Annotated in this window: 33 protein-coding genes; 17 read left to right on the top strand and 16 right to left on the bottom strand. The window is 68.7% G+C overall.

Features of this window, described 5'->3' with window-relative positions; genetic code table 11:
* Positions 1 to 30: 30 nt before the first annotated feature.
* Positions 31 to 1,230: an SPFH domain-containing protein gene (locus tag GC106_RS13790; protein ID WP_376777740.1), complete on the top strand. Its 1,200-nt coding sequence runs from the start codon at positions 31 to 33 to the stop codon at positions 1,228 to 1,230.
* A gap of 72 nt (positions 1,231 to 1,302) precedes the next feature.
* Here the strand turns inward: GC106_RS13790 and GC106_RS13785 are convergent, their stop codons facing one another.
* The 4 genes from GC106_RS13785 to GC106_RS13770 are packed head-to-tail and all read right to left on the bottom strand — an operon-like array spanning position 1,303 to position 4,506.
* The gene (locus GC106_RS13785) at positions 1,303 to 1,800 is read right to left on the bottom strand and encodes a GNAT family N-acetyltransferase (protein ID WP_173129378.1); all 498 of its coding nucleotides are present in this window, start codon (positions 1,798 to 1,800) and stop codon (positions 1,303 to 1,305) included.
* A 5-nt stretch (positions 1,801 to 1,805) separates the two neighbouring features.
* Entirely contained in the window at positions 1,806 to 2,165 is a 360-nt protein-coding gene (locus GC106_RS13780) for an STAS domain-containing protein (protein WP_173129375.1), read from the bottom strand.
* A gap of 4 nt (positions 2,166 to 2,169) precedes the next feature.
* Positions 2,170 to 3,156 (bottom strand): zinc-binding dehydrogenase, encoded by a 987-nt coding sequence (locus GC106_RS13775; RefSeq protein WP_173129372.1) that lies wholly within the window; start codon positions 3,154 to 3,156, stop codon positions 2,170 to 2,172.
* A 33-nt stretch (positions 3,157 to 3,189) separates the two neighbouring features.
* Entirely contained in the window at positions 3,190 to 4,506 is a 1,317-nt protein-coding gene (locus tag GC106_RS13770; RefSeq protein ID WP_173129370.1) for a M14 family zinc carboxypeptidase, read from the bottom strand.
* A gap of 148 nt (positions 4,507 to 4,654) precedes the next feature.
* Here GC106_RS13770 and GC106_RS13765 point away from each other — a divergent pair, with 148 nt between their 5' ends.
* Entirely contained in the window at positions 4,655 to 5,167 is a 513-nt protein-coding gene (locus GC106_RS13765; RefSeq protein WP_173129367.1) for a DUF4232 domain-containing protein, read from the top strand.
* Between the two features lie 46 nt (positions 5,168 to 5,213).
* Positions 5,214 to 6,002 carry a class I SAM-dependent methyltransferase gene (locus tag GC106_RS13760; protein ID WP_173129364.1) on the top strand — a complete coding sequence of 263 codons (789 nt, stop codon included), beginning with the start codon at positions 5,214 to 5,216 and terminating at the stop codon, positions 6,000 to 6,002.
* Here the strand turns inward: GC106_RS13760 and GC106_RS13755 are convergent.
* The gene (locus tag GC106_RS13755; protein WP_173129362.1) at positions 5,971 to 6,927 is read right to left on the bottom strand and encodes a helix-turn-helix transcriptional regulator; all 957 of its coding nucleotides are present in this window, start codon (positions 6,925 to 6,927) and stop codon (positions 5,971 to 5,973) included. The two genes, GC106_RS13760 and GC106_RS13755, sit on opposite strands and share 32 nt — an antisense overlap.
* Positions 6,928 to 6,999: 72 nt before the next feature.
* On the opposite strand from GC106_RS13755, the gene GC106_RS13750 reads away from it, so the two are divergent.
* From GC106_RS13750 to GC106_RS13740, 3 genes are all read left to right on the top strand, one after another.
* The gene (locus GC106_RS13750; RefSeq protein ID WP_173129359.1) at positions 7,000 to 7,368 is read left to right on the top strand and encodes a hypothetical protein; all 369 of its coding nucleotides are present in this window, start codon (positions 7,000 to 7,002) and stop codon (positions 7,366 to 7,368) included.
* 374 nt (positions 7,369 to 7,742) lie between these two features.
* Positions 7,743 to 8,729 (top strand): tyrosine-type recombinase/integrase, encoded by a 987-nt coding sequence (locus GC106_RS13745; RefSeq protein WP_376777733.1) that lies wholly within the window; start codon positions 7,743 to 7,745, stop codon positions 8,727 to 8,729.
* A gap of 131 nt (positions 8,730 to 8,860) precedes the next feature.
* Complete coding sequence (locus GC106_RS13740; RefSeq protein ID WP_173129353.1) at positions 8,861 to 9,373, top strand: hypothetical protein; 513 nt, start codon at positions 8,861 to 8,863, stop codon at positions 9,371 to 9,373.
* Between the two features lie 9 nt (positions 9,374 to 9,382).
* Here the strand turns inward: GC106_RS13740 and GC106_RS13735 are convergent, their stop codons facing one another.
* Together GC106_RS13735 and GC106_RS13730 are read right to left on the bottom strand one after the other, a co-directional pair.
* On the bottom strand, positions 9,383 to 10,420 hold the full coding sequence (locus tag GC106_RS13735) for an AAA family ATPase (RefSeq protein ID WP_217280473.1): 1,038 nt from the start codon (positions 10,418 to 10,420) through the stop codon (positions 9,383 to 9,385).
* 76 nt (positions 10,421 to 10,496) lie between these two features.
* On the bottom strand, positions 10,497 to 10,667 hold the full coding sequence (locus GC106_RS13730; protein ID WP_217280472.1) for a hypothetical protein: 171 nt from the start codon (positions 10,665 to 10,667) through the stop codon (positions 10,497 to 10,499).
* 41 nt (positions 10,668 to 10,708) lie between these two features.
* On the opposite strand from GC106_RS13730, the gene GC106_RS13725 reads away from it, so the two are divergent.
* Both GC106_RS13725 and lspA read left to right on the top strand, forming a co-directional pair.
* Complete coding sequence (locus GC106_RS13725) at positions 10,709 to 11,164, top strand: pyridoxamine 5'-phosphate oxidase family protein (RefSeq protein ID WP_173129347.1); 456 nt, start codon at positions 10,709 to 10,711, stop codon at positions 11,162 to 11,164.
* 11 nt (positions 11,165 to 11,175) lie between these two features.
* On the top strand, positions 11,176 to 11,682 hold the full coding sequence (gene lspA / locus GC106_RS13720; protein WP_173129345.1) for a signal peptidase II: 507 nt from the start codon (positions 11,176 to 11,178) through the stop codon (positions 11,680 to 11,682).
* Between the two features lie 185 nt (positions 11,683 to 11,867).
* Here the strand turns inward: lspA and GC106_RS13715 are convergent, their stop codons facing one another.
* Complete coding sequence (locus tag GC106_RS13715; RefSeq protein ID WP_246365631.1) at positions 11,868 to 12,188, bottom strand: putative quinol monooxygenase; 321 nt, start codon at positions 12,186 to 12,188, stop codon at positions 11,868 to 11,870.
* Positions 12,189 to 12,352: 164 nt separating this feature from the next.
* Here GC106_RS13715 and GC106_RS13710 point away from each other — a divergent pair, with 164 nt between their 5' ends.
* Positions 12,353 to 12,556, top strand: coding sequence for a hypothetical protein (locus GC106_RS13710; RefSeq protein WP_173129341.1), 204 nt, complete (start codon positions 12,353 to 12,355; stop codon positions 12,554 to 12,556).
* A complete protein-coding gene (locus GC106_RS13705) occupies positions 12,553 to 13,752 on the top strand; it encodes an MFS transporter (RefSeq protein ID WP_217280470.1) in 1,200 nt (399 codons plus the stop codon). The genes GC106_RS13710 and GC106_RS13705 overlap by 4 nt, the downstream gene beginning before the upstream one ends.
* On the opposite strand, the gene GC106_RS13700 is transcribed toward GC106_RS13705, so the two are convergent.
* Genes GC106_RS13700 through GC106_RS13685 form a run of 4 tightly spaced genes read right to left on the bottom strand, consistent with a single transcriptional unit; the run spans position 13,722 to position 17,177 of the window.
* The gene (locus GC106_RS13700; RefSeq protein WP_376777739.1) at positions 13,722 to 14,552 is read right to left on the bottom strand and encodes a class II fructose-bisphosphate aldolase; all 831 of its coding nucleotides are present in this window, start codon (positions 14,550 to 14,552) and stop codon (positions 13,722 to 13,724) included. The genes GC106_RS13705 and GC106_RS13700 overlap by 31 nt on opposite strands.
* Positions 14,549 to 15,421, bottom strand: coding sequence for a 1-phosphofructokinase family hexose kinase (locus GC106_RS13695; RefSeq protein WP_312872634.1), 873 nt, complete (start codon positions 15,419 to 15,421; stop codon positions 14,549 to 14,551). Before GC106_RS13695 ends, GC106_RS13700 begins: the two co-directional genes overlap by 4 nt.
* Positions 15,418 to 16,302 carry an ROK family protein gene (locus tag GC106_RS13690; protein WP_173129335.1) on the bottom strand — a complete coding sequence of 295 codons (885 nt, stop codon included), beginning with the start codon at positions 16,300 to 16,302 and terminating at the stop codon, positions 15,418 to 15,420. Before GC106_RS13690 ends, GC106_RS13695 begins: the two co-directional genes overlap by 4 nt.
* The gene (locus GC106_RS13685) at positions 16,299 to 17,177 is read right to left on the bottom strand and encodes an SIS domain-containing protein (protein ID WP_173129333.1); all 879 of its coding nucleotides are present in this window, start codon (positions 17,175 to 17,177) and stop codon (positions 16,299 to 16,301) included. The genes GC106_RS13690 and GC106_RS13685 overlap by 4 nt, the downstream gene beginning before the upstream one ends.
* Positions 17,178 to 17,351: 174 nt before the next feature.
* Between GC106_RS13685 and GC106_RS13680 the strand changes: the two genes are divergently transcribed.
* Complete coding sequence (locus GC106_RS13680; protein ID WP_173129330.1) at positions 17,352 to 18,137, top strand: DeoR/GlpR family DNA-binding transcription regulator; 786 nt, start codon at positions 17,352 to 17,354, stop codon at positions 18,135 to 18,137.
* A complete protein-coding gene (locus GC106_RS13675) occupies positions 18,137 to 18,940 on the top strand; it encodes an alpha/beta hydrolase (RefSeq protein ID WP_173129327.1) in 804 nt (267 codons plus the stop codon). Before GC106_RS13680 ends, GC106_RS13675 begins: the two co-directional genes overlap by 1 nt.
* A gap of 27 nt (positions 18,941 to 18,967) precedes the next feature.
* On the opposite strand, the gene GC106_RS13670 is transcribed toward GC106_RS13675, so the two are convergent.
* Genes GC106_RS13670 through GC106_RS13660 form a run of 3 tightly spaced genes read right to left on the bottom strand, consistent with a single transcriptional unit; the run spans position 18,968 to position 21,474 of the window.
* Positions 18,968 to 19,354 (bottom strand): VOC family protein, encoded by a 387-nt coding sequence (locus GC106_RS13670; RefSeq protein ID WP_173129324.1) that lies wholly within the window; start codon positions 19,352 to 19,354, stop codon positions 18,968 to 18,970.
* Between the two features lie 50 nt (positions 19,355 to 19,404).
* Positions 19,405 to 21,201: a glutamine--fructose-6-phosphate transaminase (isomerizing) gene (glmS, locus tag GC106_RS13665; RefSeq protein WP_173129321.1), complete on the bottom strand. Its 1,797-nt coding sequence runs from the start codon at positions 21,199 to 21,201 to the stop codon at positions 19,405 to 19,407.
* A 12-nt stretch (positions 21,202 to 21,213) separates the two neighbouring features.
* A complete protein-coding gene (locus GC106_RS13660) occupies positions 21,214 to 21,474 on the bottom strand; it encodes a hypothetical protein (protein ID WP_173129318.1) in 261 nt (86 codons plus the stop codon).
* A 141-nt stretch (positions 21,475 to 21,615) separates the two neighbouring features.
* Between GC106_RS13660 and GC106_RS13655 the strand changes: the two genes are divergently transcribed.
* From GC106_RS13655 to GC106_RS13640, 4 genes are all read left to right on the top strand, one after another.
* Complete coding sequence (locus tag GC106_RS13655; protein ID WP_173129315.1) at positions 21,616 to 22,368, top strand: class I SAM-dependent methyltransferase; 753 nt, start codon at positions 21,616 to 21,618, stop codon at positions 22,366 to 22,368.
* Positions 22,369 to 22,491: 123 nt separating this feature from the next.
* The gene (locus GC106_RS13650) at positions 22,492 to 23,007 is read left to right on the top strand and encodes a SigE family RNA polymerase sigma factor (RefSeq protein ID WP_173129312.1); all 516 of its coding nucleotides are present in this window, start codon (positions 22,492 to 22,494) and stop codon (positions 23,005 to 23,007) included.
* The gene (locus GC106_RS13645; protein ID WP_173129310.1) at positions 23,008 to 23,889 is read left to right on the top strand and encodes a hypothetical protein; all 882 of its coding nucleotides are present in this window, start codon (positions 23,008 to 23,010) and stop codon (positions 23,887 to 23,889) included.
* A 111-nt stretch (positions 23,890 to 24,000) separates the two neighbouring features.
* Complete coding sequence (locus tag GC106_RS13640; protein WP_173129307.1) at positions 24,001 to 25,011, top strand: hypothetical protein; 1,011 nt, start codon at positions 24,001 to 24,003, stop codon at positions 25,009 to 25,011.
* Here the strand turns inward: GC106_RS13640 and GC106_RS13635 are convergent.
* Positions 24,969 to 25,955: a sodium:calcium antiporter gene (locus GC106_RS13635; protein WP_173129304.1), complete on the bottom strand. Its 987-nt coding sequence runs from the start codon at positions 25,953 to 25,955 to the stop codon at positions 24,969 to 24,971. The two genes, GC106_RS13640 and GC106_RS13635, sit on opposite strands and share 43 nt — an antisense overlap.
* A 285-nt stretch (positions 25,956 to 26,240) precedes the next feature.
* Here GC106_RS13635 and GC106_RS13630 point away from each other — a divergent pair, with 285 nt between their 5' ends.
* On the top strand, positions 26,241 to 26,606 hold the full coding sequence (locus tag GC106_RS13630) for an ArsR/SmtB family transcription factor (RefSeq protein WP_173129301.1): 366 nt from the start codon (positions 26,241 to 26,243) through the stop codon (positions 26,604 to 26,606).
* Positions 26,607 to 26,658: the final 52 nt, after the last annotated feature.

Here is a 26,658-nt window from a genome sequence, read left to right as displayed (position 1 = left end):
GGTACTGCTTTGGACGCCGTCGCGATCGTCATCGTCGCGGTCATCGTGATCTTCGTGCTCACCATCGTGTTCAAGTCGATCCTGGTCATCCCCCAGGCCCAGTCCGCGGTGATCGAACGGCTCGGCAGGTTCACCAAGGTCGCCGAACCGGGCCTGAACTTCCTCGCCCCGTTCGTCGACCGGGTCCGTGCCCGCATCGACCTGCGCGAGCAGGTCGTGTCGTTCCCGCCGCAACCGGTGATCACCCAGGACAACCTGACGGTGTCCATCGACACCGTCGTCTACTTCCAGGTCACCGACTCCCGCGCCGCGGTCTACGAGATCTCCAACTACATCGTCGGCGTCGAACAGCTGGCCACCACCACCCTGCGCAACCTCGTCGGCGGAATGAGCCTGGAAGACACCCTCACCTCCCGCGACGAGATCAACAACCAGCTGCGCGGCGTGCTGGACGAAGCCACCGGCCGCTGGGGCATCCGCGTCGCCCGCGTCGAGCTCAAGGCGATCGACCCGCCGCCGTCCATCCAGGACTCCATGGAAAAGCAGATGCGCGCCGACCGGGAGAAGCGCGCCATGATCCTCACCGCCGAAGGCCAGCGGGAAGCCGCGATCAAGACCGCCGAAGGCCAGAAACAGTCCCAGATCCTCTCAGCCGAAGGCGCCAAGCAGGCCGCGATCCTCGCCGCCGAGGCCGAACGGCAGTCGCGCATCCTGCGCGCGCAAGGCGAACGAGCCGCCCGCTACCTGCAGGCCCAAGGCCAGGCCAAGGCGATCGAGAAGGTCTTCACCGCGATCAAGGCGGGCAAACCCACCCCGGAAGTGCTGGCCTACCAGTATCTGCAGACCCTGCCGCAGATGGCCCAGGGCGACGCGAACAAGGTCTGGCTGGTGCCCAGCGACTACGGCAAGGCCCTGGAAGGCTTCGCCAAAATGCTCGGCGCACCCGGCGACGACGGCGTGTTCCGCTACGAACCACCCAAGGAAGACGTGCCGGTGTCCAAGCCCGAACAGGACGACGAGGAAATCAAGGACTGGTTCGACACCGCACCCGACCCGCACGTCGCCGAAGCCGTGCGCGCCGCCGAAGCCGTCGCCCGCAAAGAGGTCCCCAGCCCGCTACAGGTCCGGCCCACCCCGGGACTGCGCCAGCCACTGGACACCCAGCCGCCCAGCCCCGGCGTCGACCTGGCCGACTCCCCGGAGCTGTCAGACGACCCGCGCAACCCGTGACCCCCTCGTGAGTGTTTATCAGGGTTAGAACCCTGATAAACACTCACGAGGCCACGGCTGGCTGACCAAGCGCTAGATGTCGTCGAACGGAGCGGCGTACCGGAACGTCCCCCGGACCTTCTCCTCATACGCCGCCAACGTCCGCACCTGAAAATGCTGCAACCAGTTCTCATCCGGCGGCAGCACATGCATCATCGCACCCAGCCCGAACCCGAACCGCTGATAGAACCGCGGCTCACCCAACAGACCCACCAACGGCTCACCCAACGCGTCCGCCGCACCCAACACCGTGTGCATCAACGCACTGCCCAGCCCCTGGCCCTGAAACCGGCGCGCCACCCCGATCGGCCCCAACGCCACCACCGGATACTCATCCACATACGCCCGCGTGCACACCACATGCCCGGCGATATCCACACCGAACCGCACCACGAACGACAACTCCGGCATCCACGCGTCACACGCCCGCAACTCATCCAGCAGCGACGCCTCCAGCTCACGCCCGAACGCCTCGACATGCACCGCACGCACCGCCGCCACATCACCGGGCCGCTCACGAGTCACCCACATGGTGATCAGCCCCGCGCCGCCTCCACCGAATCGAACAACCGCAACGTCTCGGTCAACCCCGTCAACTGAAACACCCGAGCGGTGTTCGAGTTCGTCACGACCCGCACCTCACACCCGGCCTCCTCGGCCTGCTGATGCGCCTGCACCAGCACCGACAACCCAGCCGAACTCAGAAACGTCACCCCGCCCAGATCCACCACCAGCGCCTGCCCGGCCGACGGCATCGCCTGCTCCACCCCAGCCTGCAACTCAGGCGCCGTCACCGTGTCGATCTCACCCTGCACCGACAACACAGGACCCGACGGCCCCTGCTCGACCTCGATCGACAACGACTGAAACTCAGCGGAAGACATGCGCGACATCATCGCATCACGCCACCAGCACCACCTTGCCCACCGTGCCGCGTGTCTCCAACGCCCGATGCGCCGCCGCCGCATCCGCCAACGGGAACGACTGCGTCAACGGCACCAGTTCACCCTGCGCCAACGCCGCCAACGCCGCCGTCTCCAACCCCCGCACCCCACCCGGACGCCGCAACACCCGCGCCCGGAACGCCGCCGACACCGACAAACTCCGCCCCACCAACTCCGCCGGCGTGAACTCCACCGGCTCACCCGACGACCACCCGAAAACCATCATCCGGCCACCCAGCCCCAGCAACTCGAACCCCGCGCGCCCGGTCTTACCCCCGACACTGTCGAAAAACACCGACACCTCACGCTCACCCAGCGCCTGGCGAACCCGATCCGGCCACCCATCCACCCGATAATCCACCACCACATCCGCACCCAACTCCCGCACCCGCGCGACCTTCTCCGCGCCACCCGCCAACCCCACCACGAACGCACCCACATTCCTGGCCGCCTGCACCAGCAACGCACCCATCCCACCCGCGGCCGCGGGCACCAACACCACGTCATCCTTCGTCAGCGCCGCCATCTCCAACACCGCCAACGTCGTCCGACCGGTGCCGATCATCGCCACCGCCTTGTCGAACGCCACATGATCCGCCAGCTCATGCAACGACTCGACACCCGCCACCGCCAACTCCGCATACCCACCGCTGGCCTGCCCCAGATGCGCCACCACCCGCGCACCCAACAACGCCTGATCCACACCCTCACCCACCGCGTCCACCACACCAGCCACCTCACGGCCCGGCGTCATCGGCAACCGCGGCAACGGAAACGGCCCACCGCTCGCACCACTGCGGATCGACGTGTCCAGCAGATGCACACCCGCCGCCGCCACCCTGATCCGCACCTGACCCCGGCCAGGAACCGGGGCAGGCACCTCCTCGAACCGCAACACCTCAGCCGGGCCGAACTCGTACTGCCGAATCGCACGTGTCGTCATACGCCCAGCCTGCAACCTCAACCCAAGTCGAGGTCAACTCGCGTACGGCGCCTTCGCCGCCCGCGCCGCGGTCAGCAACGCCCCCTTGTTCCGCGGCCAGAACAAACTGTCCACACACGAATACTGCGGGAAGAACCCGCCACAGTTACCACTGGACGACCCCAGCTCGAACGTGTAACTCGCGATACCCAGGTTGCCGTAGGTGAAATCATCCGTCGTCCCGGTCGTGTCACCCTCGGCCCGCACCGTGTACCCGTTGAACGCCGCCATCTTCTGCCCCAACGCCCGCAGACCCGCCGCGTTCGGATTCGCGTTCCACGTCCACCCCCACGGCGGCATGATCAAGTTGCCGTAGCTGTGCACCGTGATCATCACACCCCTGGTCGTCACCGGCGCCGGATCGGTGTCACCCGGACCACGCTGATCCGGGAACAACTGCCGGAACCACGCCTCCAACGCCTTCGTCTCCGGCTCCGACCCCGCCGACGGACCCTGATACGTCTCACCACACCGCGACGTCCCCGCACCACCCCACTTGAACGTCGAGTTGCGGTTCAGATCCACCCCGCCCGTCGCACCCGAACACCCCGTCGGGTTGTTGGCGTTCTTGCGCTGCATCAACGGCTGATTCCCGCCCGAGGCCACAATGTCCACCCCGTCAGGATTGGCCACCGGCACCACCCACAACTCCGTGGTGTCCATAATGGACGTCACCTCGGCGTCCGAGCCGTACCCCCTGGTCAAGTGATCGATCCACCGCCACGCCAACTCACCCGTCGCCAGCTCCCGCGCATGCAACTGCGCGATCAACGCGAACCGCGGCTTGGCCGAATTCGGGCTCAACGCACAATCCCCGGCCTGCTTACGCGTGATGCAGACCGCCCGGATGTCATGCCCACCCTGACCCTGCGTCTTACGCCAGCTGTCACCGATGTCGTACACCTGCGTCAACGCCGGATACGCCGCCGCCACATCCGTCAGACGCCGCGAATGCTCCGCCGCAGTGCGATAACCACCGTAGAACGTCTGCACACCCACGTCCTGAACGCGGGGGAGGACCTCCTTGTACACCGTGTCGTGCCGCACCGGCCGATACCCCAACCCAGCCAGCCGATCGGCCACCGACTGATCACCGACCACCTGCACAGCACCGCCGGCACCGTGCTCGACATCGAACCCCGCGAGCTTCAACCGCCGCTCACCAGCCCCCGGAACCTGCCAGTAATACGGCGTCGCATCCGGCTGTTCCACCTCCAGCCGCGCCGTCTCCAACTGGGCCGCCGAAGGGGTATTGACCAGCACCAAAGGCACCACCACACCGGCAACGGCCACACCGATCCGCAACTTCATGGACACACCTCCACAAGGAGCCGACGGCCAATGCAGGGGACAGGGCGACCGCCGCGCCGAACGCGAGTATGAGGTGACATACCTGTGATTAGAACCTACGAACGGTGGTCACATGTAAACAGACAGTATCGCCTGAAAGGATGATCACGTGCGACACCTGATCATCCTCACCACGCTCCTGCTGACCGCCTGCGGCTCACCACCTCCACCGGCCCCACCACCACCCGCACCCGCACCGAAACTCGTCATCCAACTCGGCGCCGTCGACGCCGCCATGGGCCTGCGCAGCCTCGACATCCAACTGACCAACCAAGGCACCGCCCCAGCCCAGATCAACGGCTACGCCGACATCCGCATCCTCGACCACAACCGCCAACCCATCGACGCCCACATCGGCCACGGAACCGCCGGCGTCGCCACCGTCGAAGGATTCGACGCACCACCCCAACCCATCACCCTCGAACCCGGCCACACCGTCCACGCCGGACTGCTCTGGCGCAACCTCGTCACCCAGACCGACCGCAAAGCCACCCAGGGCGCCTACCTCGACATCGCCCCCGCACCAGGCCAGGCCTTCCAGACCGTCGAACCCGACGGCGGCATCGACCTCGGCAACACCACCACACTCGGCCTCAGCGCCTGGAAAACCATCACGCCCTGAGCGGAACCACTGGCCGCCCGGCACGCCCCACCAGCACGCTGACACCATGAGCAGGGGATTCCGCGGCGACGTCGCCGACTACTACCAGCGCTACCGCCGCGGCTACCCACCCGAAGTCTTCGACACCCTCACCACCGTCTTCACCCTCACCACCACCGACACCGCCATCGCCATCGCCATCGACCTCGGCTGCGGCACCGGACAACTCACCATCCCGCTGACCGACCACACCGGCGCGGTCATCGGCATGGACATCGAACCCGACATGCTCGCCCACGCCCGCGCCGCGGCAGGGGAGCGGCCCATCACCTGGCTGCTCGGCGGCGACACCCACCTGCCCCACCTCATCCCGCTACTCGGCCCCCAGTCGGTCAGCCTCATCACCATCGGCCAAGCCCTGCACTGGATGGACCACGACACCCTCTTCCGCACCGCGCACCCGTTACTGCGCACCGGAGGGGGAGTAGCGGTCATCACCAACGGAACTCCGCTCTGGCTCCAGGACACCACCTGGTCCCGCGCGCTGAGAACCTTCATGGAGAACTGGCTCGGCCGGCCCCTCGCCGCCACCTGCGGCACCGACCCCGCCACCCAACAGCGCTACCGCGACAGCCTCACCACCGCCGGATACACCGTCCACACCCACGAAATCACCTACACAACAGCCCTGGACATCGACCAGATCGTCGGCGGCGTCTACTCCGCACTCTCACCCGAACAACTGCCCACCGACCGCGACACCTTCCACCACGACATCCACCGCGCGCTCAGCCCGCACCAGCCGTACACCGAACACGTCACCGTCACGATGCTCCTCGGGATCCGTAGCGACTGACCAACTCCGACCCGAGTCGAGCCAACTCGGCCTTCACCGCGTCCGACTCCTCAACCTCCACCAACGCGCCCCACCCCGCCAGCACCTGCGCGATCATGATCGGCGCCGGCGCCGCCAGCCTCACCCGCACCCGGCCGTCCGGCAACTCCTCCAGCACCTCACACTGCCGGCCGAACTGGTCCTGCAACACGAACAAATGCCTCGACTGCGCCACCACGACCGCCGACACCGAACCCCGCCGGCGCTCCACCCGATCGACCACCTCGTCCCACGCCACCGACAAGTCGAAATCATCCGGCCGCGCGGCAGGGGAGTCGGTCACCTCCGTGTCCAGCATCCGATCCACCCGGAACGTCCGCTGACCACTCTCCGTCCCGGCCACCAGGTACCAGACCTCGTCCTTGTCCACCAAACCCCACGGATCAACCACCCGCTCAGTCACCTGACGCGCCCGATTCGTGTACCGGAACCGCACCTTCCGCCGCCGCACCACAGCCGACTGCAACACCTCCACCGGACCCGACCGGACCTTCTCCCGCTCACCCCACCTGCTCGAATCGATCACCACCGCACTCGCCGCGGCCTCCGCGTCCGCCCGGAACGTGTCCGGCAACGCCCGCACCAACTTCCGCAACGCCGCCTTCGCCTCCGGCGCGATCGCCGCCGCCGGCCCCACCAACAGGAACAACGCCTGCGCCTCCGCCGCGGTCAGTCCACTGAGGTCAGTCCGGGCACCGCCGACCAACTGCCACCCACCACCACGCCCGGCCTGCGGGTACACCGGGATTCCCGCCGCCGACAACGCCTCCAGATCACGACGCGCGGTCGCCACCGAGACCTCCAGCTCCGCGGCCAGCTCGGCAGCCGTCACCCGACCCCGCGACTGCATCAACAACAACGCCGCGACAAGCCGGTCAGCACGCATAGGGGAGAGCCTCGCACACAAAGTGCTCACCGGATGAGCGCTTACCACGGCCAGGCATGCGATGCTGGGCAGATGATCAACAGGATCGAAGCGATGCAGGCCGGAGTCGGCGTCCTGACCGTCGCACACGGCGCCTTGCGAGGTTCCGAGGACACCGAGGACATCAGGACGGCCTTGTCGCTGCTTCGGCACGGAGCCCTCGACATCACCATGGACGTGGGGGGAGTACCGGCCGAATGTGGCGCCATCGTGCGCCAGAAAGCCCAGGAAGTCGCCGAGGAACTCAGCCAACGCGCACAGCTGATGGTCAACGGGTGTGTCAAGGCGTTCATCGAGGTCGCCGCGGCCTACGAGCGTGACTGCCCGGATGCGGACATCCCGGCGATCCTGCAGAAGGCGTCCCTGTCCCTGGCCGCCGACCAGTTCGACGGGGAGGCCTGACAGCCGTTACTTGACATAATGTAGATTATCGAACTTAGGGATGATCGACTGGTCAAGGCTGAAAGAGGCTTCACGGACTCGTTTTCCGGCACTCAAAGGCTGTCCGTCGCGCTCGGCGTCGCTCCGTCGGCGCGTTCACGCGAAACCTTCGTTGGGGCTCGCGGTCGAGCCGTGACGGTTTCGGGAGGATGCCGCCCTTGGTTGAGTCAGGCGCACATCAGGCATGTATTGAATCGTCACCGTGACGTAAGACGCGTAGGTCTCTGGCCGTCGACAGACTGAGGCTTGTCCGGTTTGATGCATAATGACCGTTATGCATGAATTCAACGGACGCTGAAATGTGGATTGTCGGTGGTTACCGGTATCAAGATCACGTGCTGCTGCTCCACGCCCAGGACGCGTTCTTCGTCGCCCGCAAACCTCGTAAGGACTCCCCGCACACCACTGCCGCCTACCGCCGTGACCTGTCCGGCATCACTTCCCTACTGGCCGACGGCGCCGGCAAATCGGTAGCCGAGCTAACCATTCAGGACCTGACGGTTCCGGCGTTGCGGACGGCGTTCGGCGAGTTCGCCGACGAACACGCCAAAACCTCGGTGGCACGGGCCTGGTCGACCTGGAACCAGTTCCTCAACTTCTGTGTGGCCGACGGTTTGCTGGAAGGCAACCCGATGGGCGCGGTCACCCGGCCGAAAGCACCACCGCCCTCCCCCAAGCCCCTGCGTGGTGAGGACACTCCCGAACGGCTCCTCGCGGCCGCGGCGGCCGGGGCACGCAAAGCCCGTGACCCCTGGCCGGAGCGCGACGTCCTGGTGATCGCGCTCGGCCTGGTCGCCGGCCTGCGGTCGGCGGAAGTCCGTGCGCTGCAACGGTCCTCGCTGGTCGGCAGGCCCGGCGAGCAGCGGCTGCACGTCCAAGGCAAGGGAAGCCGCGAACGGTCCATCCCGATCGAGCCCCCGCTGGAGCGGGTGATCGACGCGTATCTGGCGTCGTGCGCGAAGCGGTTCCCGCACCAGCGGTTCGGCCCGAACTCCGCCCTGCTGCTGGACTACCGCGGCGAACCGATCGGCCGTGGCGCGCTGGACTACCTGGTGAAGACGAGTTATCGCTGGGCGGGCATCCGTGATCAGGTCCCGACCGGGGCGAACCTGCACGCGTTGCGGCACACGTTCGCGACCCGGCTGGCCGAGGACGGTGCGAACGCCGCGGAGATCATGGCGTTGCTCGGGCACGCCAACCTCAACACGAGCCAGAACTACATCGAGGCGACGGGACGGGAACGCCGGGCGGCGGCCGCGGGCAACCGCACGTATCGCGCGTTGTCCGGGCTCGAGCCGGGGGTCACGAGTCCCGACTCGTAGCCTGCGGTCACGGGTGGTCCTCTGGGACCGCAAAAAGTGGGATTTCCGCAGGTCAACCCGGTCGAGTGATCCTTGGCTCCGAGGGCGGCTGAAGCGCTTCAGGGGCGGCGTGGAGCCGGTAGGGTGGCCGCATGTCGATCCCCGAGAAGAGGTTTCGGATGGGACAGATCACGGCAGATGTGGAGGGCCTCTATGAGGTAGCGGATGCCACCATGAAGATGGTGGCCACCATCAGCGAGACACAGCGGGAACACAGTCGCCGCATAGGTGACATGCAGGTGGCGCTGACCACGGTGACCACCAAGTTGAGCAGTCTCGACTGCCGGATGAACCGGGTCGGCGCGCGCTTCGACGTTGTGGACGTCCGGCTCGGTGGGCTCGAAGGAAGGCTCGGCCGTGTCGAGATCAGGATGGATGATGTCGACAGTCGCCTGACCAGTGTGGAATCCACGCAGCGCGAACACACCGGTCGCCTGGAGAGGCTGGATCGCGGCCAACAGGAACATTCGTTGAAGCTGGACGGCCTTGACTCGAAGATAGACCGAGTGGCCGCGGGGCTTGATTCCAAGATTGATCAGGTGGCCGCAGGGCTTGATTCCAAGATGGACCAGGTTCTCGCGTTGCTGACCGCCAAGCCTGAGTAGTTCTCTCCCCTACTCCGTACTCAGCCAGCGCACGCTGTGCGCCTCGGTCGGGTCGGGGGTTTCCCATTTGTTCACCAGGCGGTCGATGACCGCGGCGGGTACGGGTTCTGGGCGCGCGGCGTTGCGTGACTTGATCAGCGCCAGTGGTGCCTCCAGTGCGACCACTTCCACTCGTGCCTTGTAGGCCGCGGCGAGTCCGATGGATTGTTGCCGGATCTGCCTGGACACGTTCGTTCCGTTCCACACGAAGGATTCTCCGGCGCGCAGGTGTCTGCGTGCCTGTTCTTGTGCTGCGCTGATGACGGGTCTTTGGTCGTCCGTGGGTTTGACGCGCAGTTCGGTGCGGAGGGTGTCCAGGCTGATCACCGGGTGGTCGGGGCGGTGGGCGGCGATCCAGGTGTCCTTGCCGACGCCGGGCAGGCCGGACATCACGGTGACGGTGACGGTGAGGCGTGTGTCGTCGTAGGCGTCGTAGTCGGGGTCACGGCCGGGTGTGCGGAAGTACATGAAGCGGGCGTGGTCGGAGGGAAAGGCACGTGGTTGTGCCAGGCATGCGGTTTCCGTGCAGTACTCGCGGTACAGGGCGATGTTGTCGAGGACTTCTGGTGTGTCGGTGCAGATGCGGCCGAGGATGTCGGCGGTGGCGAGCATGGCGAGGTCGGTGTTGCGGGCGAGCAGGCTGACGCGGAAGGCGATCTGTTCGATGTCGGGGCGTTCCAGTGCCCAGAACGGGATTTGGTGGTGGCGCACCAGTGCGGCGACGTGTTCGCGCCATGGGGGTGTGGCGCCGAGTTCCCAGAGGATGCGGCGGGTGAGCAGGTCGCCGCGGCGGGAGTGGCCGTGTGCGGTGATGCGGCCGTCGACGTGTTGGGTGCAGTCGGGTTTGGCGACGTCGTGGAGTAGCACGGCGGCGAACATCTGTACTTGACGGTCGCGTGGCAGTGCGCGCCATTCGGGCAAGGCGACCAGTGCTGAGGCGGCCATGCGGGTGTGGGTTTCGACGTCGCCTTCGGCGTGGTGCTGGTGGTCCTGGGGTACGCCTGTCATCCGGCGGATCCACCAGAACTCCGAGCGGATGGACGGCCATGCGATCGTCCACGGTGGACCGGATGGGCAGAGCCGGTCAAACACCTCCATACATCACCGCCGGGTTGGCCAGTCCGTTCGGCACGATGGGCCGGTCGGCCCAGTGTGAGCCGGAGTCCAGCACTGCGGTCAGGAACGTGGGCCGTACCCACTTGTAGCGTTCGGTGACTTGGCCGTGCTGTTCGACTTTGATGTAGAGCCCTTCCATCTGCGGTTCGTCCGGCGCGGCGCTCCCCTATACATATGCTCATGAGTGACACGACTGGGCCGCGTGAGTTCGCGCAGCGGCTGCACGACACCCGGAATCGACTGGACACTGACGTGGACACCTGGGTCGCGACCGCCGACCCGGCGACCGGGACGCCTTATCTGGTGCCGTTGTCGTTCCTGTGGGATGGCGAGACGGTGTTGGTGGCCACCCCGGCGGCCAGTCCGACCGGTCGTAACCTGCGCGTCACCGGCAAGGCGCGGTTGGGGTTCGGGCCCACGCGTGATGTGGTGATGGTCGAAGCGACCGTCGAGTCGGCTGGAGAGGTCGAGCGGGAGGTGGGTGACGCGTTCGCCGCCCGGACCGGGTTCGACCCGCGCGAGCTGGACGGGTACTTGTACTTCCGGCTGCGGCCGCAGCGGGTGCAGGCGTGGCGTGAGGCGGACGAGCTCGCCGGCCGGGACCTGATGCGTGGCGGGGCCTGGCTTGCCCAATAGGGTGGGCGGCGATGGATACGTCAGCCTCTCGCCCGCTCGCCGCCCGTGTGCCGGTGGTGTTCGCCGTGGCCGTGCTCGTTGTCGCGCTGGATCAGGCGACGAAGTTCTGGGCCGAGTCGACGCTGCCCGGTCGTGCGCCGATCCCGGTGCTCGGCGAGTTCCTGCGGTTCCGGCTGCTGTACAACCCGGGTGCGGCGTTCTCCATCGGCGCCGGATCGACGTGGATCTTCACGATCATCACCGCGGTGGCGGTCGTCGTGCTGATCCGGTTCGCCCTCAAACCCGCATCGGGCGTGCAGGCGGTGGCGTTGTCGCTGCTGTTGGGCGGGGCGATCACGCACTTGCTGGACCGGTTGTTCCGCGAGCCCGGGTTCGCGCGTGGGCACGTGGTGGACTTCATCGACTACAACGGCTGGTTCGTCGGCAACGTCGCGGACATCGCGCTGTTCAGCGGAGCGGTGTTGTTGCTGGTCCCCGCGTTGTTCGGCGGCGAGGACCAGAAGAAGGCCGAGGACTAGGCCGTGTTTCAAATGCCCGATCGCGATAGCCGGGCCGGATGCGGCCCCTGACGCCACCGCGGGACCGCCCAAAGACAACCAGTATTCGCGGCGATCCCGCGGCGACGCCAGGAACCGCCCCACCGAGCCGATTCCGGCCTCCGGCCGGGGCAGACTCTCATCGACCGGGACATTCGAAACACGACCTAGAACGGTGGGCGTTCGTCGGTCACGGTGTACAGGCTGACGGCGACGTTGTGCATGGTGATCCCGGTGTTCGGGGCGTTCGCCACGGCGCGCCACCGGTCGAGGTCTTCGCGTGATTCCCAGCGTTCGTAGTTGTTGATGCGCGCGGGGTCCAGGGGGTCCGCGGTGATGGCCACGTCGAGGCAGCCCGGTGCCTGGCGGGCGCGGCGCAGCAGGTCGTGGTGGGCGGCTATGAAGGCGTCGCGGTGGGCGGGGTCGACGGTCAGGTGTCCGGCGATGATCAGCATGTACCTGTGACGGGCCGGGGCGCCGGAACTCATCGGTGCGGGCTGAGTGCCTGTTTCCGAACCGAATGTCCGTTGCGGCGCGTGGTGGGTGGTTGCCGTATTCCGCGACGGCAACCCAGGACCGTCGCCTTGAAGCCCGTAGGCATGCCCCCGCCACACCCTGGGGGGCGACCCCGGACCCAGTCTACCGGCGGGTAATGCCTGGTAGAAGGGTTACCGGCGGGTTGTGGACAGCCAGTTTCGCCGATGGTTCCTTCGGTACGGTCGGCGGTGCCTGGTTCGGCACCGCGAGCAGGAACGCGTTGCGGTATTGGTCCTCGCAGCCGACCATGTCTCGGATGTCGCCGAAGCCGGTCGCCACTGTCGCGGGTGCCGGTGGGTGGGGCAAGCTGGGCCGGTGATCAAGCGGCGGGGAATCACGATCGCGTTGATCGTGCTGTGTCAGAGTTCGCAGGCGCTGGTCACCGGTGGCATCGCCTTGTTCCTGCCGTTGATCCGCGGTGACCTGGGGTTGTCGTTCGCGCAGGGCGGCACGCTGGCCGCGGCGTCGACGTTCACCTATGCGCTGATGCAGGTGCCGGTCGGGGTGCTGGCCGACCGGACCGACACCAGGAAGATGTTCCTGTTCGGCCTGTTGGGGGTGAACGTTCTCGCGCTCGGGTTCGCCCTGATCGACTCCTACGGCTGGCTGCTGGCCAACCAGGCCGTGTCGGGTGTGCTGCGGTCGATGGCGTTCGCGCCCGGTTTGGTGCTGATCAGCCGCCAGTTCGATTCGGGTAAGCAGGCCACGGCGATGGGACTGTATGTGGCGGGCGGGTTCTCCTCCAGCATCGTGCTCAATCTCGTCGGGCCGCTGCTGGTCGGGCCGTTGGGGTGGCAGGGGGTGTTCGTGTTGTGCGCGGGCCTGGGCGTGGTGGTGCTGATCGCGTATTGGCTGGTCGGTAACAACGGCACCGACGCGGGCGCCAGGAAACAGCCGCCGCTGCGGGAGCTGCCGAAGCTGCTCAGGCACCCGATCGTGGCGGTGACGTCGGTGATCCAGTTCGTGCGGCTGGCCGCGACTCATGGCGTGGTCATGTGGCTGCCGAGCTTCGTGGTGGTGGAGAAGGGCTACTCGATCCAGACCGCGGGATTGCTGGTCGCGCTCGGGGCGGCGTTGACCGCGCCGTCCAACATCATGGGCGGTTACGTCGCCGACAGGACGGGACGGCCCTTGGCGGTGGTGGGTGTGTCGCTGACGATCGTGGCCGCGTCGCTGGTCGGGCTCGTGCTGGCCGATTCGCTGCCGATGATCATCGCGATGGTCGCGGTCAACTCGATCGTCATCCAGCTCTACTTCGGGCCGCTGTTCGCCATCCCGATCCAGTACCTCGGCCGCTCGGTGGCCGGCGCGATCAGCGGGTTCGGCAACTTCTGGGCCAACCTCGGCGGGTTCACCGCGGTGTGGGCGCTGGGCGCGCTCAAGGACGCGACCGGCGCGTTCGACGCGGGATTCCTGTTGCTGACCGGGTTATGTGTGGTCGGTGTCGTCGCGGTGCTCGTCGTACGGCGTATCCCGGTGCCGGGTCAGCAGATGGACAGCACGCCCAGCAAATGAGCCACGGTGTGCGCGACCGCGTCCCGTGCGGGGGCGAGGTACTTGCGCGGGTCGGCGATCCGCAGATCGGCGGCCTGCACGGCCTGGGTGAAGGCGACGTTCAACGCTGTCCCGATGTTGATTTTCACCATGCCGTGCCGGACCGCGGCCCGGAGCTGGCTGTCGGGCACGCCGGACGATCCGTGCAGCACGAGCGGGACCGGCACCGCGGCCCGGATCCGGGTGATCAGTTCCAGGTCCAGCGAGGCGGTCTGCGAGGTCATCGCGTGTGAGCTGCCGACCGCGACCGCCAGGGCGTCGACGCCGGTCTCGGCCACGAACCGTGCCGCGTCCGCCGGGTCGGTGCGCACACCGGGTGCGTGTGCGCCGTCCTTGCCGCCCACCTCCCCCAGTTCGGCTTCCACCCAGAGCCCGACCCGGTGCGCCCATTCCACCGCGTTGCGGGTGACTTGCACGTTCTGGCTGTAGGGCAGGGTGGAGGCGTCGTACATGACCGAGGCGAACCCGGCGTCCGCGGCTTGGCGCAGCAGCAGCTCGTCCTGGACGTGGTCCAGGTGCAGCGCGACCGGCACGGATGATTCGGCGGCCACCGCGGCGGCGGCCCGGGCGATGGGCAGCAGCCGCCCGCCGTGGAACCGCACGCAGTTCTGGCTGATCTGCAGCACCACCGGTTTGTTCACCGTTTCCGCGCCGGTCACGATCCCTTCGGCGTGCTCCAGCGTGATCACGTTGAACGCGCCCACGCCGGTGCCGGTGCGGATCGCTTCTTCGATGATCGCCGTCGTCGCAACCAGCATCAGCTTTCCTCCACAGTCACCTGATCAGTGAAGTCCCGGTACGCCGCCGGGTCGTAAGCGCCCGCGACCGGGCTGAGCACGGCGGCCGCCGACAAGGCCACCGCGTCCGCCAACATCCGCGGCCACGGCGTGCCGTGCGCCATCCCGCGTGCCAGCGCGGCGGTGAACGCGTCCCCGGCGCCGGTCGGATTGCCGGCGAGCTCACGTGGCGGGCGCGCGGTCCACACACCGTCCGCGGTGGACAGCACCGCGCCGTGGGCGCCCAGTGTCGCGGCCACCGGCACGCCCAACGCCACACAGTCGGCCGGCAGGTCGGGTTGTCGGCCAAGCAGCCTGGCCAGCTCGTCGGCGTTGGGTTTGACCAGCGCGGGACGGGCCGCGATGCCGTGCCGCAGCGGCTCGCCGTCGGTGTCGAGGATGACCGGTACCGGGCAGCGGCCGATCAGTTCGGCGTACGCCCGCGGGGGCAGCCCGCGCGGCAGACTGCCCGACAACACCAGCACACTCGCCTCGGCGGCTAGCCGGTCGAACCGCGCCAGCAGTTGCGTCCACTCGGCCGCGCTGACCTCGGGGCCTGGCTCGTTGAACAGCGTCGCCGTGCCGTCCTGAGCGGAGACCACCGTGACCGTGCGGCGGCTCTCGGCCGCGATCGGCACGAACCCCGGTAGCTGCGCGCCCAGTTCGGGTCCGGCGAACCCGGTCGCGATCACGGGCTCACCCAGTTGTGTCAGCACCGCGGCGACGTTCACGCCCTTGCCGCCTGGACGGGTCCGTACCTGCGTGACCCGGTGAGTGTGGCCCGGCTGCACGCTGTCGACGTGGTAGGTGACGTCCAGCGCGGCATTGAGCGTGACGGTGACGATGTTCTTCACGCCACCTCCCACGCGCGGATCGCCGCACCCAACCGGCCCGCGGACGCTCCCAGCTGAGCGCCTACCACCCGCGGCGGCATCCGCCACGACACGCCCACCGCCAGTTGCGCGCGCACCGGCGCCAGCAGCGTCTCGCCCGCTTCGGCCAGCCCGCCGCCGATCACGATCAACGCGGGGTCCAGCAGCATCGTGTAGGTGGTCAACGCGAACCCCAGCGCGCGGACCGCTTCGGAGAACACTGTCGCCGCGCGCGGATCGCTCGGCACCCGCGCGACCACGTCCGCCGCGCTCAACGCCGGGTCGCCGTAACGGCGCACCAGTGCCGCCGCCGAGGCGTAGGTCTCCAGACACCCGCGTTGCCCGCACGCGCACGGCTCGTCGGCTGCGCCAATCGTGGTGGCGGGCACGGGTGCGTGCCCGATCTCCCCGGCCATCCCGTCGGCGCCGCGATACGGCACGCCGCCGGTGAACACCGTGCCCGCGATTCCCGTGCCGATCGGCAGGAACAGGAAGTCGTCCACACCCCGCGCCGCGCCGAACTCGTGCTCGGCCACGCCGCCCGCGCGTACGTCGTGCGTCAACGCGACCGGCAGGCCCAGCCGCTGCGCGGCGATGTCACGCAGCGGCAGGTCACGCCATCCGAGATTGGCCGAATACCGGGCGATGCCGCGCTGCTCGTCCACGATCCCCGGCACCGCCAGCCCCACCGCCCGTACCGGTCCCGCGGTTTCGGCCAGGTCGGCGGCGAACCGCAGGATGCCCTCGACGGTGTCCGGCTGGGGACGAGTCGGCCGCTGCTCCACGGTCCGCGCGGTGCCGTCGCGCTGCACGACCGCGCCTTTCATCAACGTCCCGCCGACATCCAGCGCGACAACGCTCACGTCAGGATGACCGAGCGGGTCAGATGCCGTGGCGCGTCGACGTCCAGGCCGCGCCGGTCGGCCAACCCGACCGCCATCCGCTGCGCCCGCACCAGCTCGGCCAGCGGATCCAGCAGCGACACCTCCACGTGCGCGCCCGTGGCCCGCACCTCGTCGAGCAGGCCGTGCGGCGCGTCGCCGAACACCCACACCAGCGACGCGATGTCCGCGACCGCGATCGGGCCGTGCCGGTACTCCATGCCGGAATACGACTCCGACCACGCCTGCGCGGCCTCCCGCACCTTCAGTGCCGCCTCGTGGGCCAGGCCGAGCGTCCAGCCCGATCCGAGGAACGTGAACTGCCGGAACCCGTCGAGGTCGTCGGGCAATGGTAGGCCCAGCGCCCGTTCGGCCTGGCCGGGCAGCCCGGTGACGTCCTCGCCGAGATGTGCGCGAAGTAGCGTGATCAATGTCGTCGGGAACCGTGTTTGGACAACCGACTGCTCGTCGGCGAACCCCAGCGTGAGCACCTCGTCGGCCTGGTCGCGCACCGGGCTGCCGGCCACCGCGGTGATCGCGGTGATCTTCGCCGGGCGGTCGATCTGCGACAGCGCCCGCAGGATCTCGGTCGTCGTGCCCGACCGGGAGATGGCCACCACCCGGTCGTAGCGGCGCGACACCGGGAACTCCGAGGCGGTGAACGCGTCGGTTTCGCCCTGGCCCGCACGCTCGCGCAGGACCGCGTACGCCTGGGCGACGAACCACGACGTTCCGCACCCGATCACGGCCACCCGCTCACCGGGCTCGGGCAGCCCGGCCGGCTTGGCCGCGGCCACCTCGATGGCCGCGCGCCAGCAGGACGGCTGGCTGGCGATCTCCTCCGACGCGTGACTCATAAGACCCGACCTCGCTCCACCCTAGGACCGCACTGCCTGACTACCGATGAGCATTTCTGTTTCATACTAGGTCAGAGCGTGCACGTTCACGCAACACTGGGCGTGGTTGTTGGCGTTCGACCCGGTTTACTGTGACGATCTGCACCGATTCGGGTCAGCGGAACTGGAGGAACAATGGCGTCACACGAGCGATGGAACGCCTTGCTGGAGATCATCGCTCGCGACGGGCGCCTGGAAGTCGACTCCGCCGCGCAAGAACTCGACGTGTCCACCGCCACCATCCGCCGCGACCTCGACCGCCTGGCCCAACAGCAGATGGTCACCCGCACCCGCGGCGGCGCCACCGCCAACAACGTCTCCTACGACCTGCCGCTGCGCTACAAGACCGCACGCCACGCCACCGAGAAGGACCGCATCGCACGCGCCGCGTCCGCGCTCATCCGCCCCGGCAGCGTCGTGGGCCTCAACGGCGGAACCACCACCACCGAAGTCGCCCGCGCGCTGGCCACCCGCGCGGACCTGCACGCGGCAGGCGGCGAAGCGGCACTCACAGTCGTGACCAACGCCCTGAACATCGCCAACGAACTGACCGTGCGCCAGCACGTCAAGATCGTGGTCACCGGCGGTGTCGTACGCCCGCAGTCCTACGAGCTCACCGGCCCGCTGGGCACCCTGGTGCTCGAACAGCTCACCCTCGACCACCTGTTCCTCGGCGTCGACGCCATCAGCGCCAGCGCGGGCGCCACCGCGTACAACGAAGGCGAGGCCAGCATCAACCAGCTGATGGTCGCCCGCGCCCGCCAGGTCATCGTGGTCGCCGACAACTCCAAACTCGGCCGCCACGCCTTCGCCCGCATCTGCGCGATCCGCCAGGTCGACGTGCTCATCACCGACTCGGGCGCCGAGCCCGGTGTGGTCGGCGAGTTCACCGACGCGGGCGTCCGGGTCATCCGCGCCTGATGACCCGGCCCAAGATCATGTACACGCTGGCCGCGATCGCCGCGGTGCTCCTGCTGCTGCTCGGCCTGGTCTGGCTGTTCCAGCGCGCACTGATCTACCTGCCCGACACCAGCCCCGTCCCGCCCGCCAACCAGGTGCTGCCCGGCGCGCAAGACGTCCGGCTGCGCACCAGCGACGGCCTGGACCTCGGCGCCTGGCTCGTGCCACCCGCACAACCCGGCCCGTACGCGGTCGTGCTCGTCGCACCCGGCAACGCCGGCAACCGCGTCAACCGCGCGCCCCTGGCCACCGCGCTGTCGGCCAAAGGCATGGCCGTCCTGCTCGTCGACTACCGCGGCTACGGCGGCAACCCCGGAACCCCCACCGAAGACGGCCTCGCCCAGGACATCCGCGCCGCCCACCGGTTCCTGGTCGACGACCTGCGCATCCCGCCGGCCCAGCTGATCTACTACGGCGAAAGCCTCGGCTCGGCCGTCGTCACCGACCTGGCCGTCGAACACCCACCCGCCGCGCTCGTGCTGCGCTCACCGTTCACCGACCTGGCCGCCGCGGGCCACGAGCACTACCCGTTCCTGCCCGTGCGGCTGCTGCTGCGCGACCGGTTCCCGGTCGCCGAGACCATCCCACGCGTCACGGCGCCGGTGACGGTCGTGCTCGGCACGTCCGACTCGGTCATCCCGCCGGAGCAAAGCCGCGAGGTCGCCCGCGCGGGCAACGCGACACTGGTGGAGATCCCCGGCGCCGACCACAACGACCGCGTCCTGCTCGACGGCCCGCAGCTGATCGACGCCATAACCCTCTGAAAAACACAGGCCTACAGCAACACAGGGCTACAGCGCGGCGTACAGGTCCACGCCGTTGCCGTCCGGATCGTGCACCACCGCGTACCGCTGACCCCAGAACGCGTCCCACGGCTGCCGCTCACCGTGATACCCCGCGTCCACCAGCTGCGCGTACAGCGTGTCCACCTCGGCCGGGCTGTCCACCTCGAACGCCAGCGACATCCCGTCGCTGCCGCGCCGCACCCAGTCCGGATCGATCGACCGGACCACGTCCTCGGTGTCCCACAGCAGCCGCAGCCCGCCCGGCAACGGCGCCTCCACATGCGGCTGGCCGTCCGCGTCCGCCGGGACGGCCACCCCCAGGCGGCGGTAGAAGGCCAGGGACCGGCCCATGTCCGCGACCACGATCGAGATCGCATTCAGTCGAACAGTCATGGGCCGCACCCTAGAAACATCCACTCGCCGGCGTCTTGAACGAAACGGACCTACTCCACCGTCACGCTCTTGGCCAGGTTGCGCGGCTTGTCGATGTCCCGGCCCAGCGCCGAGGCCACGTGGTAGGCCAGCATCTGCAACGGGATGGTCAGCAGGATCGGGTCCAGCTCCGGCTCGTTGCGCGGCACCCGCAGCACCGCGTCGGCCAGCCCGTCCGGCAGATCCGCGTTGGTCACCACGATCACCGGGCCACCACGCGCCTTGATCTGCTCGATCGTGGCGATGTTCTTGGCCAGCAACTCGTCCTGCGGCACGATCACCACACTCGGCATCGCACTGTCGATCAACGCCAGCGGCCCGTGCTTGAGCTCCGCGGCCTGGTAGGCCTCCGCGTGCACGTAGGAGATCTCCTTGAGCTTCTGCGCGCCCTCCCGTGCCACCGGCCAGCCCCGCACCCGGCCGATGAAGAACATGTGCTTGGCCTGCGCGTACTTCCGCGCGATCGCCGCGACCTCGTAGTCGGTCTCCAGGATCGAGGCGATCTGGTCGGGCAGCTGCTGCAACGCCGAGACCAGCCGCGAGCCGTGCGCCGCCGAGAGGTCACGCACCCGGCCCAGCCACAACGCCAGCATCGCGAACGACACCGCCATGTTGGTGAACGCCTTCGTCGAGGCCACCGACACCTCCGGCCCGGCGTGCAGGAACACACCGCTGCCGCACTCCCGCGCCACCGCCGACCCGACCACGTTCACCGCGCCGATCACGTTGCCGCCCTTGCGCTTGAGCTCCTGCACCGCCGCAAGGGTGTCCAGGGTCTCGCCGGACTGCGAGATCGCCACGTACAGCGTGTCCGAGTCCACCACCGGGTTGCGGTAACGGAACTCCGACGCCGGCTCGGCGTCCGCCGGGATACGCGCCAGCTCCTCCACCAGGTTCGCGCCGATCTGCCCCGCGTAGTACGCCGTGCCGCAGCCCAGGAACTTCACCCGCCGCACCGCCCGCAGATCCCGCGGGTCCAGCCGCAGACCACCCAGCCGCGCGGTGGCGAACCGCGAGTCCAGCCGCCCGCGCAGCGCCCGGCGTACCGCCTCGGGCTGCTCGGCCATCTCCTTGCGCATGAAGTCCGGGAACTCGCCCAGCTGGTAGTCCTCGTCGGCCAGGTCCACCGTCTCCGCGCGGCCGCTGGTCTCGAAGTCCCCGGCCCGCACCGTGGCGATCTCGCCGTCCTCCAGGTACACCACCCGCTGGGTGTGCCGGACCAACGCGGCCACGTCCGAGGCGATGAACATCTCGCCCTCACCGACACCCAGCACGATCGGGCTGCCGTTACGCGCCACCACCAGCTCATTCGGGCGCCGCGCGTCCAGCACCACCAGACCGTAGGTGCCCTCCACGCCCCGCAGCGCCGCGCGCACCGCCTCCTCGAGCGTCTCGTGCTGCTCGGCGGCCGCGGCGATCATGTGCGCCAACGCCTCGGTGTCGGTCTCCGACTGCAACACCACACCCTGCGCCACCAGCTTCGCGCGCAGCTCGTCGGAGTTCTCCACGATCCCGTTGTGCACCACGGCGTAGCGGCCCGAGGTGTCGGTGTGCGGGTGGGCGTTGACGTCGGTGACCTCACCGTGCGTCGCCCACCGCGTGTGCGCGATGCCCACCACGCCAGGTGCCTTGCCGACCTGCTCCTTCAGTTCACGCACCCGCACCGCGGCCTTGTGCACCTTCAACCGGCCACGGTGCACCAGCGCCAGCCCCGCCGAGTCATAACCGCGGTACTCCAGGCGCTGCAGCCCCTCCAGCAACACCGGCACCGCGTCCCGATGCCCGACATAGCCGACGATCCCGCACATATAGGGTCCCTTTCAGCCGTACACGATCCGTCGCAGCTGACGCTCGGACAACCGCGGAGCCGCCACCCGCCGCTCGGCCAGCTCCCCGGCGATCACCGGCCAGATACTGGCGTTGCCGTAGTGCCGCCGCCGCAGCTCCGCGTGCCGGCGGCGCACGAACTGCTCCGTGGTCTCGCCGAAGTAGGCGATCACATCCGCGATCAGCCGCGCCGCCGTCTCCGGAGCCAGCCCGGTCGAGGCGACCACGTGCCGCACCAGCTCCGTCTGCGTCATGGCGTCCGAGCCTGACACCACCCACCCCCAAACTCAACTTCCGTGCCCGAAATCGGGCACAGCTGCGAGGTTACTCACGACCGAGTGAACTTCACGCTCCGTGCTGGCTGTCCGCCGGCCTGGTGAGGAGCATCAAGCGGCATGCACAGGCAGCCCGACACCGACCTGCTCTACCGCCATCCCGAGCTCTACGAAGTCGTCTACGACGGCGACAACCACGCCGTGCCCCGGCTGGCCGAGACCATCTTCACCGAGCGACTCGGCCGCCAGCCCGCCAGCCTGCTCGACATCGGCTGCGGCACCGGCCGGGACCTGGAATACCTCGCCAAACACATCCCCGACGTGGCCGGCGTCGACCACCAGCAGGTCATGATCGACTACGCCCGGCAGCGCCGCGGGCAGATCGACTTCCACGTCGGGGACATGCGCACCCTGCGCCTGCACCGCACCTTCGAGGCCATCACCTGCTTCGGCTACGCACTGGCCAACGTCCACGCCAACCGTGACATCGACAAGGCCGTCGCCACCTTCGCCGCGCACAGCGCACCCGGCACCCTGCTGATCCTGGAGGTCATCGACCCGCTGCGCACCGACAAACTCCCGCGCAGCTTCACCATCGACATCCCCGACCTGCGTGCCGACGCCATCGCCGAATACCGCCAGCACCACGCCCAGCAGCTGCTGGAACGCCGCCGCACCTGGCGCCGCGCCCAGGGCCTGGTCCACGACCACGTGACGTTCCGGCTGCTGTACCCCAAAGAACTCGAGTACTACCTGGACAACCACCACTTCGACATCCTCGGCGCCCACGAACTGCGCGAGAAGCACAACGCCGCTAGCGCGTTCGTCGTCGCCCGCTACCGTGACAACACGGCACCGGAAGAACCGCCATAACACCCGGCATGTGGTTCGGGATCTTTCGTCGCGACTCATGCAACCCGCCGAGCCGCCGCGGGCGTGACTAGTGCGGTAACGCAAAACGCACCAGGCCACCCACATTTCCTAGCCGGGGGATCGATGACCGATCGGGACACCGCGTTCGCGGACTACTTCGCGGCGCGGGCCGACGCCATGCGCCGCACGGCATACCTGCTGTGCGGGGACTGGCACCGGGCCGAAGACCTCGTCCAGGTGGCGTTCACCAAGCTCTACCTGGCTTGGCGGCGCGTCACCAGACACGACGCGTTGGACGCCTACGCCCGCCAGACCCTCGTGCGGACGTTCCTGTCCGAACGCCGCCTCGGCTGGTTCCGCAAGGAAAGCGTCACCGGCGACCCGGCCGACACCCCGATCAGCACAGTCGGCCCGGAGGACCGGATGGTCCTGCACGCGGCGCTCAAGCAGGTGCCGCCCGGCCAGCGAGCGGTGCTGGTGCTGCGCTACTGGGAGGACATGTCGGTCGAGGAGACCGCCAAGACCCTCAAGTGTTCCACCGGGACGGTGAAAAGCCAGGCCGCGCGGGGGCTGCAGACGCTGCGCGACCTGCTCACCGACCAGATGACCCCGACCTTTGATCGAAAGAGGACCTCCTAGATGAACGAGCAGGAACTGCGCGACGGCCTGCGTCAGGTGATGGCGGTCAGCAGCCAACCGCCGACGATGAACCCGAACACGGCGCTCGACGCCGCCCGGCGCGCCCACAAACGCCGCCGCGCCACCTGGGCAGGCGCCGGAGCCGGAGCCGCCGTCGTCGCCCTGGCCGCCGGCACCGTGTTCGCCCTGGCCCCCAGCGGCGACTCGCTGCCCATCGGGCCCGCCGCCAGCGGCCCCGGCCTCGCGCCCCCGTCCACGGGCGCCGCCGAGGCGGACGGATCGACCAAGACCTCCTGGCCCAACGGCCAGGTCGACCGCACCGCCCGCAACGGTGCGCGCGCCGACACCGCCGACGCGGTCCTCGCCGCGCTGAAAGCCGCCGTGGCCCCCACCCTGGCCGTCGACGAGAAACGCACCTACCCCAACTCCGACGCCAAGGTCACCGGCTCCCAGGCCTCGTTCGAGGACCGCGCCGGGCCGGACAAGCAGGAGGTATGGCAGTACCTCGTGACCGTCGCGGTGACCAGCAAGTCGGCGCCCGCCGGCGGAACCGGCCGCGTGATGGCCCTGGTGTACACGCCAGGCAACACCTACCCGGCTGACGTCTGCCAGCTCACGCCCAAGTTCTGGGGCGCGGGCGGACAGTGCGAGACCAAGGTCGTGCAAGGCAAGACCGTCGGTGTGGTGGCCAAACCCGAGGACTCGCGCGTGAACACCGTCGTCGGCTACCGCTACGACGACGGCACCGTGGTGTTCGTGGCCCAGTCCAAGGACCCCGACAACGAAGAAGGCAGCCCCGCCAAGGGCTCCATGGCCACGCCGCCGCTGACCATCGACCAGCTCGCCCCGATGGTGCTCAACCCCGCGTTCAAGGTCACCTGACCACCTCGCCGTCCGGCCGGTCCGCGTCTTTACGCGCCCGGCCGGGCAACCACCGGCGTATCAGAACGCGCTGCCACCGCTCTGCTCAGCGAGGGAGTAGGGAGCGCGATCATGCCCGAGGCGATGACTCTGGCCGAGTACACCGCGGCCACCGCACCACTGACCCCGGCACAGCGCCGCACGATCGTCGACGAGGCACTGGCGTGTGTCACCCGCCCCGACGACGTGACGCGGCTGCGACGCGCCTGCCGGCTCACCGGGGACCGCGCGTTCCACTGGGAGATGATCATCATCCACCGGTCGCTCGGCCTGACCTACCGACTGCCCGAACCGTATGCCAGCCGCTTCGCCTACCTGCCGTTCCGGCTGGAGCGCACGGGCCCGACCTACCTGGTGACCAAGCTTGTGCCCGGCGCCACCCCGGCGGTCCGGTTCGGACCCGGCGCCGAGGTCACCCACTGGAACGACACGCCCATCGCCTGGGCCGCCGCGCTCACCGGCCTGGATTCGCTGCCGCTGCGGCCCATGCTGACCCGCCTGCCGCCCGACGAAGACGCCGTCACCCTGACCTACATCGGCCTGGACGGCGTGACGCGGTCGCTGCGGGAACCGTGGCGCGTGGGTGAAATGCCCGCACCGGCCACCCCACGACTGGACCTCGACCTGGACGCCGACGCGCGGGCACGCGCCCGCAAACTGCTGTTCCGCCCGGACGTCGTCGCCTGCGAGGGCGGCAACACCGCCGTCCGGCTGGACCGGCCCGTCGCGGTGAGCGCCGGAGACATCGCCACGCACATGCCGGGCGTGCTGCGTGCCCGTGTGGTGCAGACGCCGCACGGCCCGGTCGGGCACCTACGAATCTTCACCCTCCACGTGGCCGACCCGCGCGCGTTGCCCCTCGAGGTCCAACGGCTGCTGACCCTGCTGCCGCCGCGCACGGCGATCGACGTGCGCGGCACCACCGGCCCGGTGGGATTCGCCGTCCCGCACGTGCTCATCGACGCGAGCGCCGACGATGTCATCACCCGGCGAGACCTGCTGCACGGCAACGCCGACCTGATCGAGCGCGCCGCCCAGGCTCAGGCGAACACCGGCACCAACGCCACGGCGAACAACCCGTAGAACGCGCCGACGATCGACAACCTGCGCACACTCAACCGCCCGGACCGCAACGTGATCAGCAGGTACACCACCGCCAGCAGCGTCACACCACCGGCGACGAGCAACGCGGAATCCAGCCGCCACGGCGTGAACAGCAGACCGAACCCGCTCGGCACGGTCGCCTGGATCATCATCGAACCCGACACGTTGGCCAACGCCAGCTGGGTCTTGCCCTGACGCACCCAGATCACCGCGTTCATGATCTCCGGCAACTCGGTCGCGATCGGCGCCAGCAGCAACGCCGTCAACGTCGCGGGCAGCCCCAGCATCGGGCCCACCGCGTCCAGTTGCAGCACGAACACCCGCGACGCCGCGAAGATCACCGCCAGCGCACCCACCGTCTGCGCCACCACCGCCCACGTCGCCGGCACGGCACGACGGCGCTGCAGCTTCAACGGCTCCAGGTCCTCACCCGGCCCGTCGTCCCGCTGACGCATCTCCCGCACGCAGTACACGGCGTAGGCGGCGAAGAACAACAGCCCCAGCCACGGCTTGATCGAGAACGCCACCAGCCCCAGCGCGACCTTCACCACGAACACCACCACGAACCAGGTCTGGTCCTTGGCCAGCTTGTCGACGTCACCCCAGTCCTGCACCGCGCCCCGGCGGCGGCTGGCCAGCAGGCTCCAGCCGATCACCCCGTAGGCGACCGTGGCCAGCGCCAACGGCCCGCCCATCGCCGCACCGACACCCAGGTCACGCTGTTCCGGCGTGTCACCGAAGGCCACCGCCACGAACGTCACGACACTTTCCGGCAGCGCGGTACCGATCGCCGCCAGCACCGTGCCGACCGCGACCGTCCCGACCTTGAGCCGCCGACCGAGCCACTCCACGGCGTTGACAAACCACTCACAGGACAAGTAGATCGCGACCGCACAGCCGATCAGCAGAACGAAATGAATCACGGGGTCCTCCCGCGTCGCGGGACGAGAACCCCGGGAGCGCACCGGCGACCTCGACCCACGGCGCGCATCCAAGTCATGCGTCCGTCATGGGTCGAAGGTCTCGCCCGCCTTCCCGCACGGGAAGGCCGCCGGGCCGGGCTGTGTCAGCCAGTGTGTCGACCCAGGCGTTGGGGGCTACTCCCCTTCGTTCGGCATCAACCTTGCCGGACACACCCCCGATTGTCAATCAATTGCGCAAGTGTCAGACTGTGGCGCGCGCCTCGTTCGGGAAGAATCCAACGCGCCATGAGCGAACCGACACCGACCGACGAGCCGACCCGCCCGCAACTGCAGTCCGCGGCGGCCACGTTCGCGCTGCTGTCCGCCCCCACCAGGCTGCACGTCGTGTGGCTACTGGCCCGGCACGAGTACGACGTGGGCACCCTCGCCGAACGCATCGGCACCACAGTCGCCGCGGTCAGCCAGCACCTGGCCAAACTCCGCCTCGCGGGCCTCGTCGCCGCCCGCCGCGACGGCCGCCGGCAGATCTACGCGGTGGAAGACCCGCACGTGCTCACCCTGGTCGAGCAGATCTTCGAACACATCGCCCCCGACGGCTCACTCGCCCCCGACCCGCCGACACCGCGCCACCCCACCCGAGGAGCACCGTGACGCAGGCATGGGACACCCGCTGTGGACAACCACGCCAGGCAGATCTCCGCGC

The organism is Kibdelosporangium persicum (assembly GCF_013280595.1).
Lineage (GTDB): Bacteria > Actinomycetota > Actinomycetes > Mycobacteriales > Pseudonocardiaceae > Kibdelosporangium > Kibdelosporangium persicum.
Note: the sequence above shows the minus strand (reverse complement) of the source record. Positions and strands in the feature narration are given on the sequence as shown.

Bases quoted from the DNA above. Each gene is read 5' to 3' on its own strand.
- GC106_RS13670 (WP_173129324.1), bottom strand. From the start codon at position 19,354: ATGACTGTTCGACTGAATGCGATCTCGATCGTGGTCGCGGACATGGGC.
- GC106_RS13680 (WP_173129330.1), top strand. From the start codon at position 17,352: ATGGCGTCACACGAGCGATGGAACGCCTTGCTGGAGATCATCGCTCGC.
- GC106_RS13775 (WP_173129372.1), bottom strand. From the start codon at position 3,156: ATGACGACACGTGCGATTCGGCAGTACGAGTTCGGCCCGGCTGAGGTG.
- GC106_RS13675 (WP_173129327.1), top strand. From the start codon at position 18,137: ATGACCCGGCCCAAGATCATGTACACGCTGGCCGCGATCGCCGCGGTG.
- GC106_RS13685 (WP_173129333.1), bottom strand. From the start codon at position 17,177: ATGAGTCACGCGTCGGAGGAGATCGCCAGCCAGCCGTCCTGCTGGCGC.
- GC106_RS13650 (WP_173129312.1), top strand. From the start codon at position 22,492: ATGACCGATCGGGACACCGCGTTCGCGGACTACTTCGCGGCGCGGGCC.
- GC106_RS13660 (WP_173129318.1), bottom strand. From the start codon at position 21,474: ATGACGCAGACGGAGCTGGTGCGGCACGTGGTCGCCTCGACCGGGCTG.
- GC106_RS13725 (WP_173129347.1), top strand. From the start codon at position 10,709: ATGAGTGACACGACTGGGCCGCGTGAGTTCGCGCAGCGGCTGCACGAC.
- GC106_RS13630 (WP_173129301.1), top strand. From the start codon at position 26,241: ATGAGCGAACCGACACCGACCGACGAGCCGACCCGCCCGCAACTGCAG.
- GC106_RS13715 (WP_246365631.1), bottom strand. From the start codon at position 12,188: ATGAGTTCCGGCGCCCCGGCCCGTCACAGGTACATGCTGATCATCGCC.
- GC106_RS13735 (WP_217280473.1), bottom strand. From the start codon at position 10,420: ATGACAGGCGTACCCCAGGACCACCAGCACCACGCCGAAGGCGACGTC.
- GC106_RS13710 (WP_173129341.1), top strand. From the start codon at position 12,353: ATGCCTGGTAGAAGGGTTACCGGCGGGTTGTGGACAGCCAGTTTCGCC.
- GC106_RS13645 (WP_173129310.1), top strand. From the start codon at position 23,008: ATGAACGAGCAGGAACTGCGCGACGGCCTGCGTCAGGTGATGGCGGTC.
- lspA (WP_173129345.1), top strand. From the start codon at position 11,176: ATGGATACGTCAGCCTCTCGCCCGCTCGCCGCCCGTGTGCCGGTGGTG.
- GC106_RS13730 (WP_217280472.1), bottom strand. From the start codon at position 10,667: ATGGAAGGGCTCTACATCAAAGTCGAACAGCACGGCCAAGTCACCGAA.
- GC106_RS13785 (WP_173129378.1), bottom strand. From the start codon at position 1,800: ATGTGGGTGACTCGTGAGCGGCCCGGTGATGTGGCGGCGGTGCGTGCG.
- GC106_RS13640 (WP_173129307.1), top strand. From the start codon at position 24,001: ATGCCCGAGGCGATGACTCTGGCCGAGTACACCGCGGCCACCGCACCA.
- GC106_RS13770 (WP_173129370.1), bottom strand. From the start codon at position 4,506: ATGAAGTTGCGGATCGGTGTGGCCGTTGCCGGTGTGGTGGTGCCTTTG.
- GC106_RS13740 (WP_173129353.1), top strand. From the start codon at position 8,861: ATGTCGATCCCCGAGAAGAGGTTTCGGATGGGACAGATCACGGCAGAT.
- GC106_RS13655 (WP_173129315.1), top strand. From the start codon at position 21,616: ATGCACAGGCAGCCCGACACCGACCTGCTCTACCGCCATCCCGAGCTC.
- GC106_RS13755 (WP_173129362.1), bottom strand. From the start codon at position 6,927: ATGCGTGCTGACCGGCTTGTCGCGGCGTTGTTGTTGATGCAGTCGCGG.
- GC106_RS13750 (WP_173129359.1), top strand. From the start codon at position 7,000: ATGATCAACAGGATCGAAGCGATGCAGGCCGGAGTCGGCGTCCTGACC.
- glmS (WP_173129321.1), bottom strand. From the start codon at position 21,201: ATGTGCGGGATCGTCGGCTATGTCGGGCATCGGGACGCGGTGCCGGTG.
- GC106_RS13760 (WP_173129364.1), top strand. From the start codon at position 5,214: ATGAGCAGGGGATTCCGCGGCGACGTCGCCGACTACTACCAGCGCTAC.
- GC106_RS13780 (WP_173129375.1), bottom strand. From the start codon at position 2,165: ATGATGTCGCGCATGTCTTCCGCTGAGTTTCAGTCGTTGTCGATCGAG.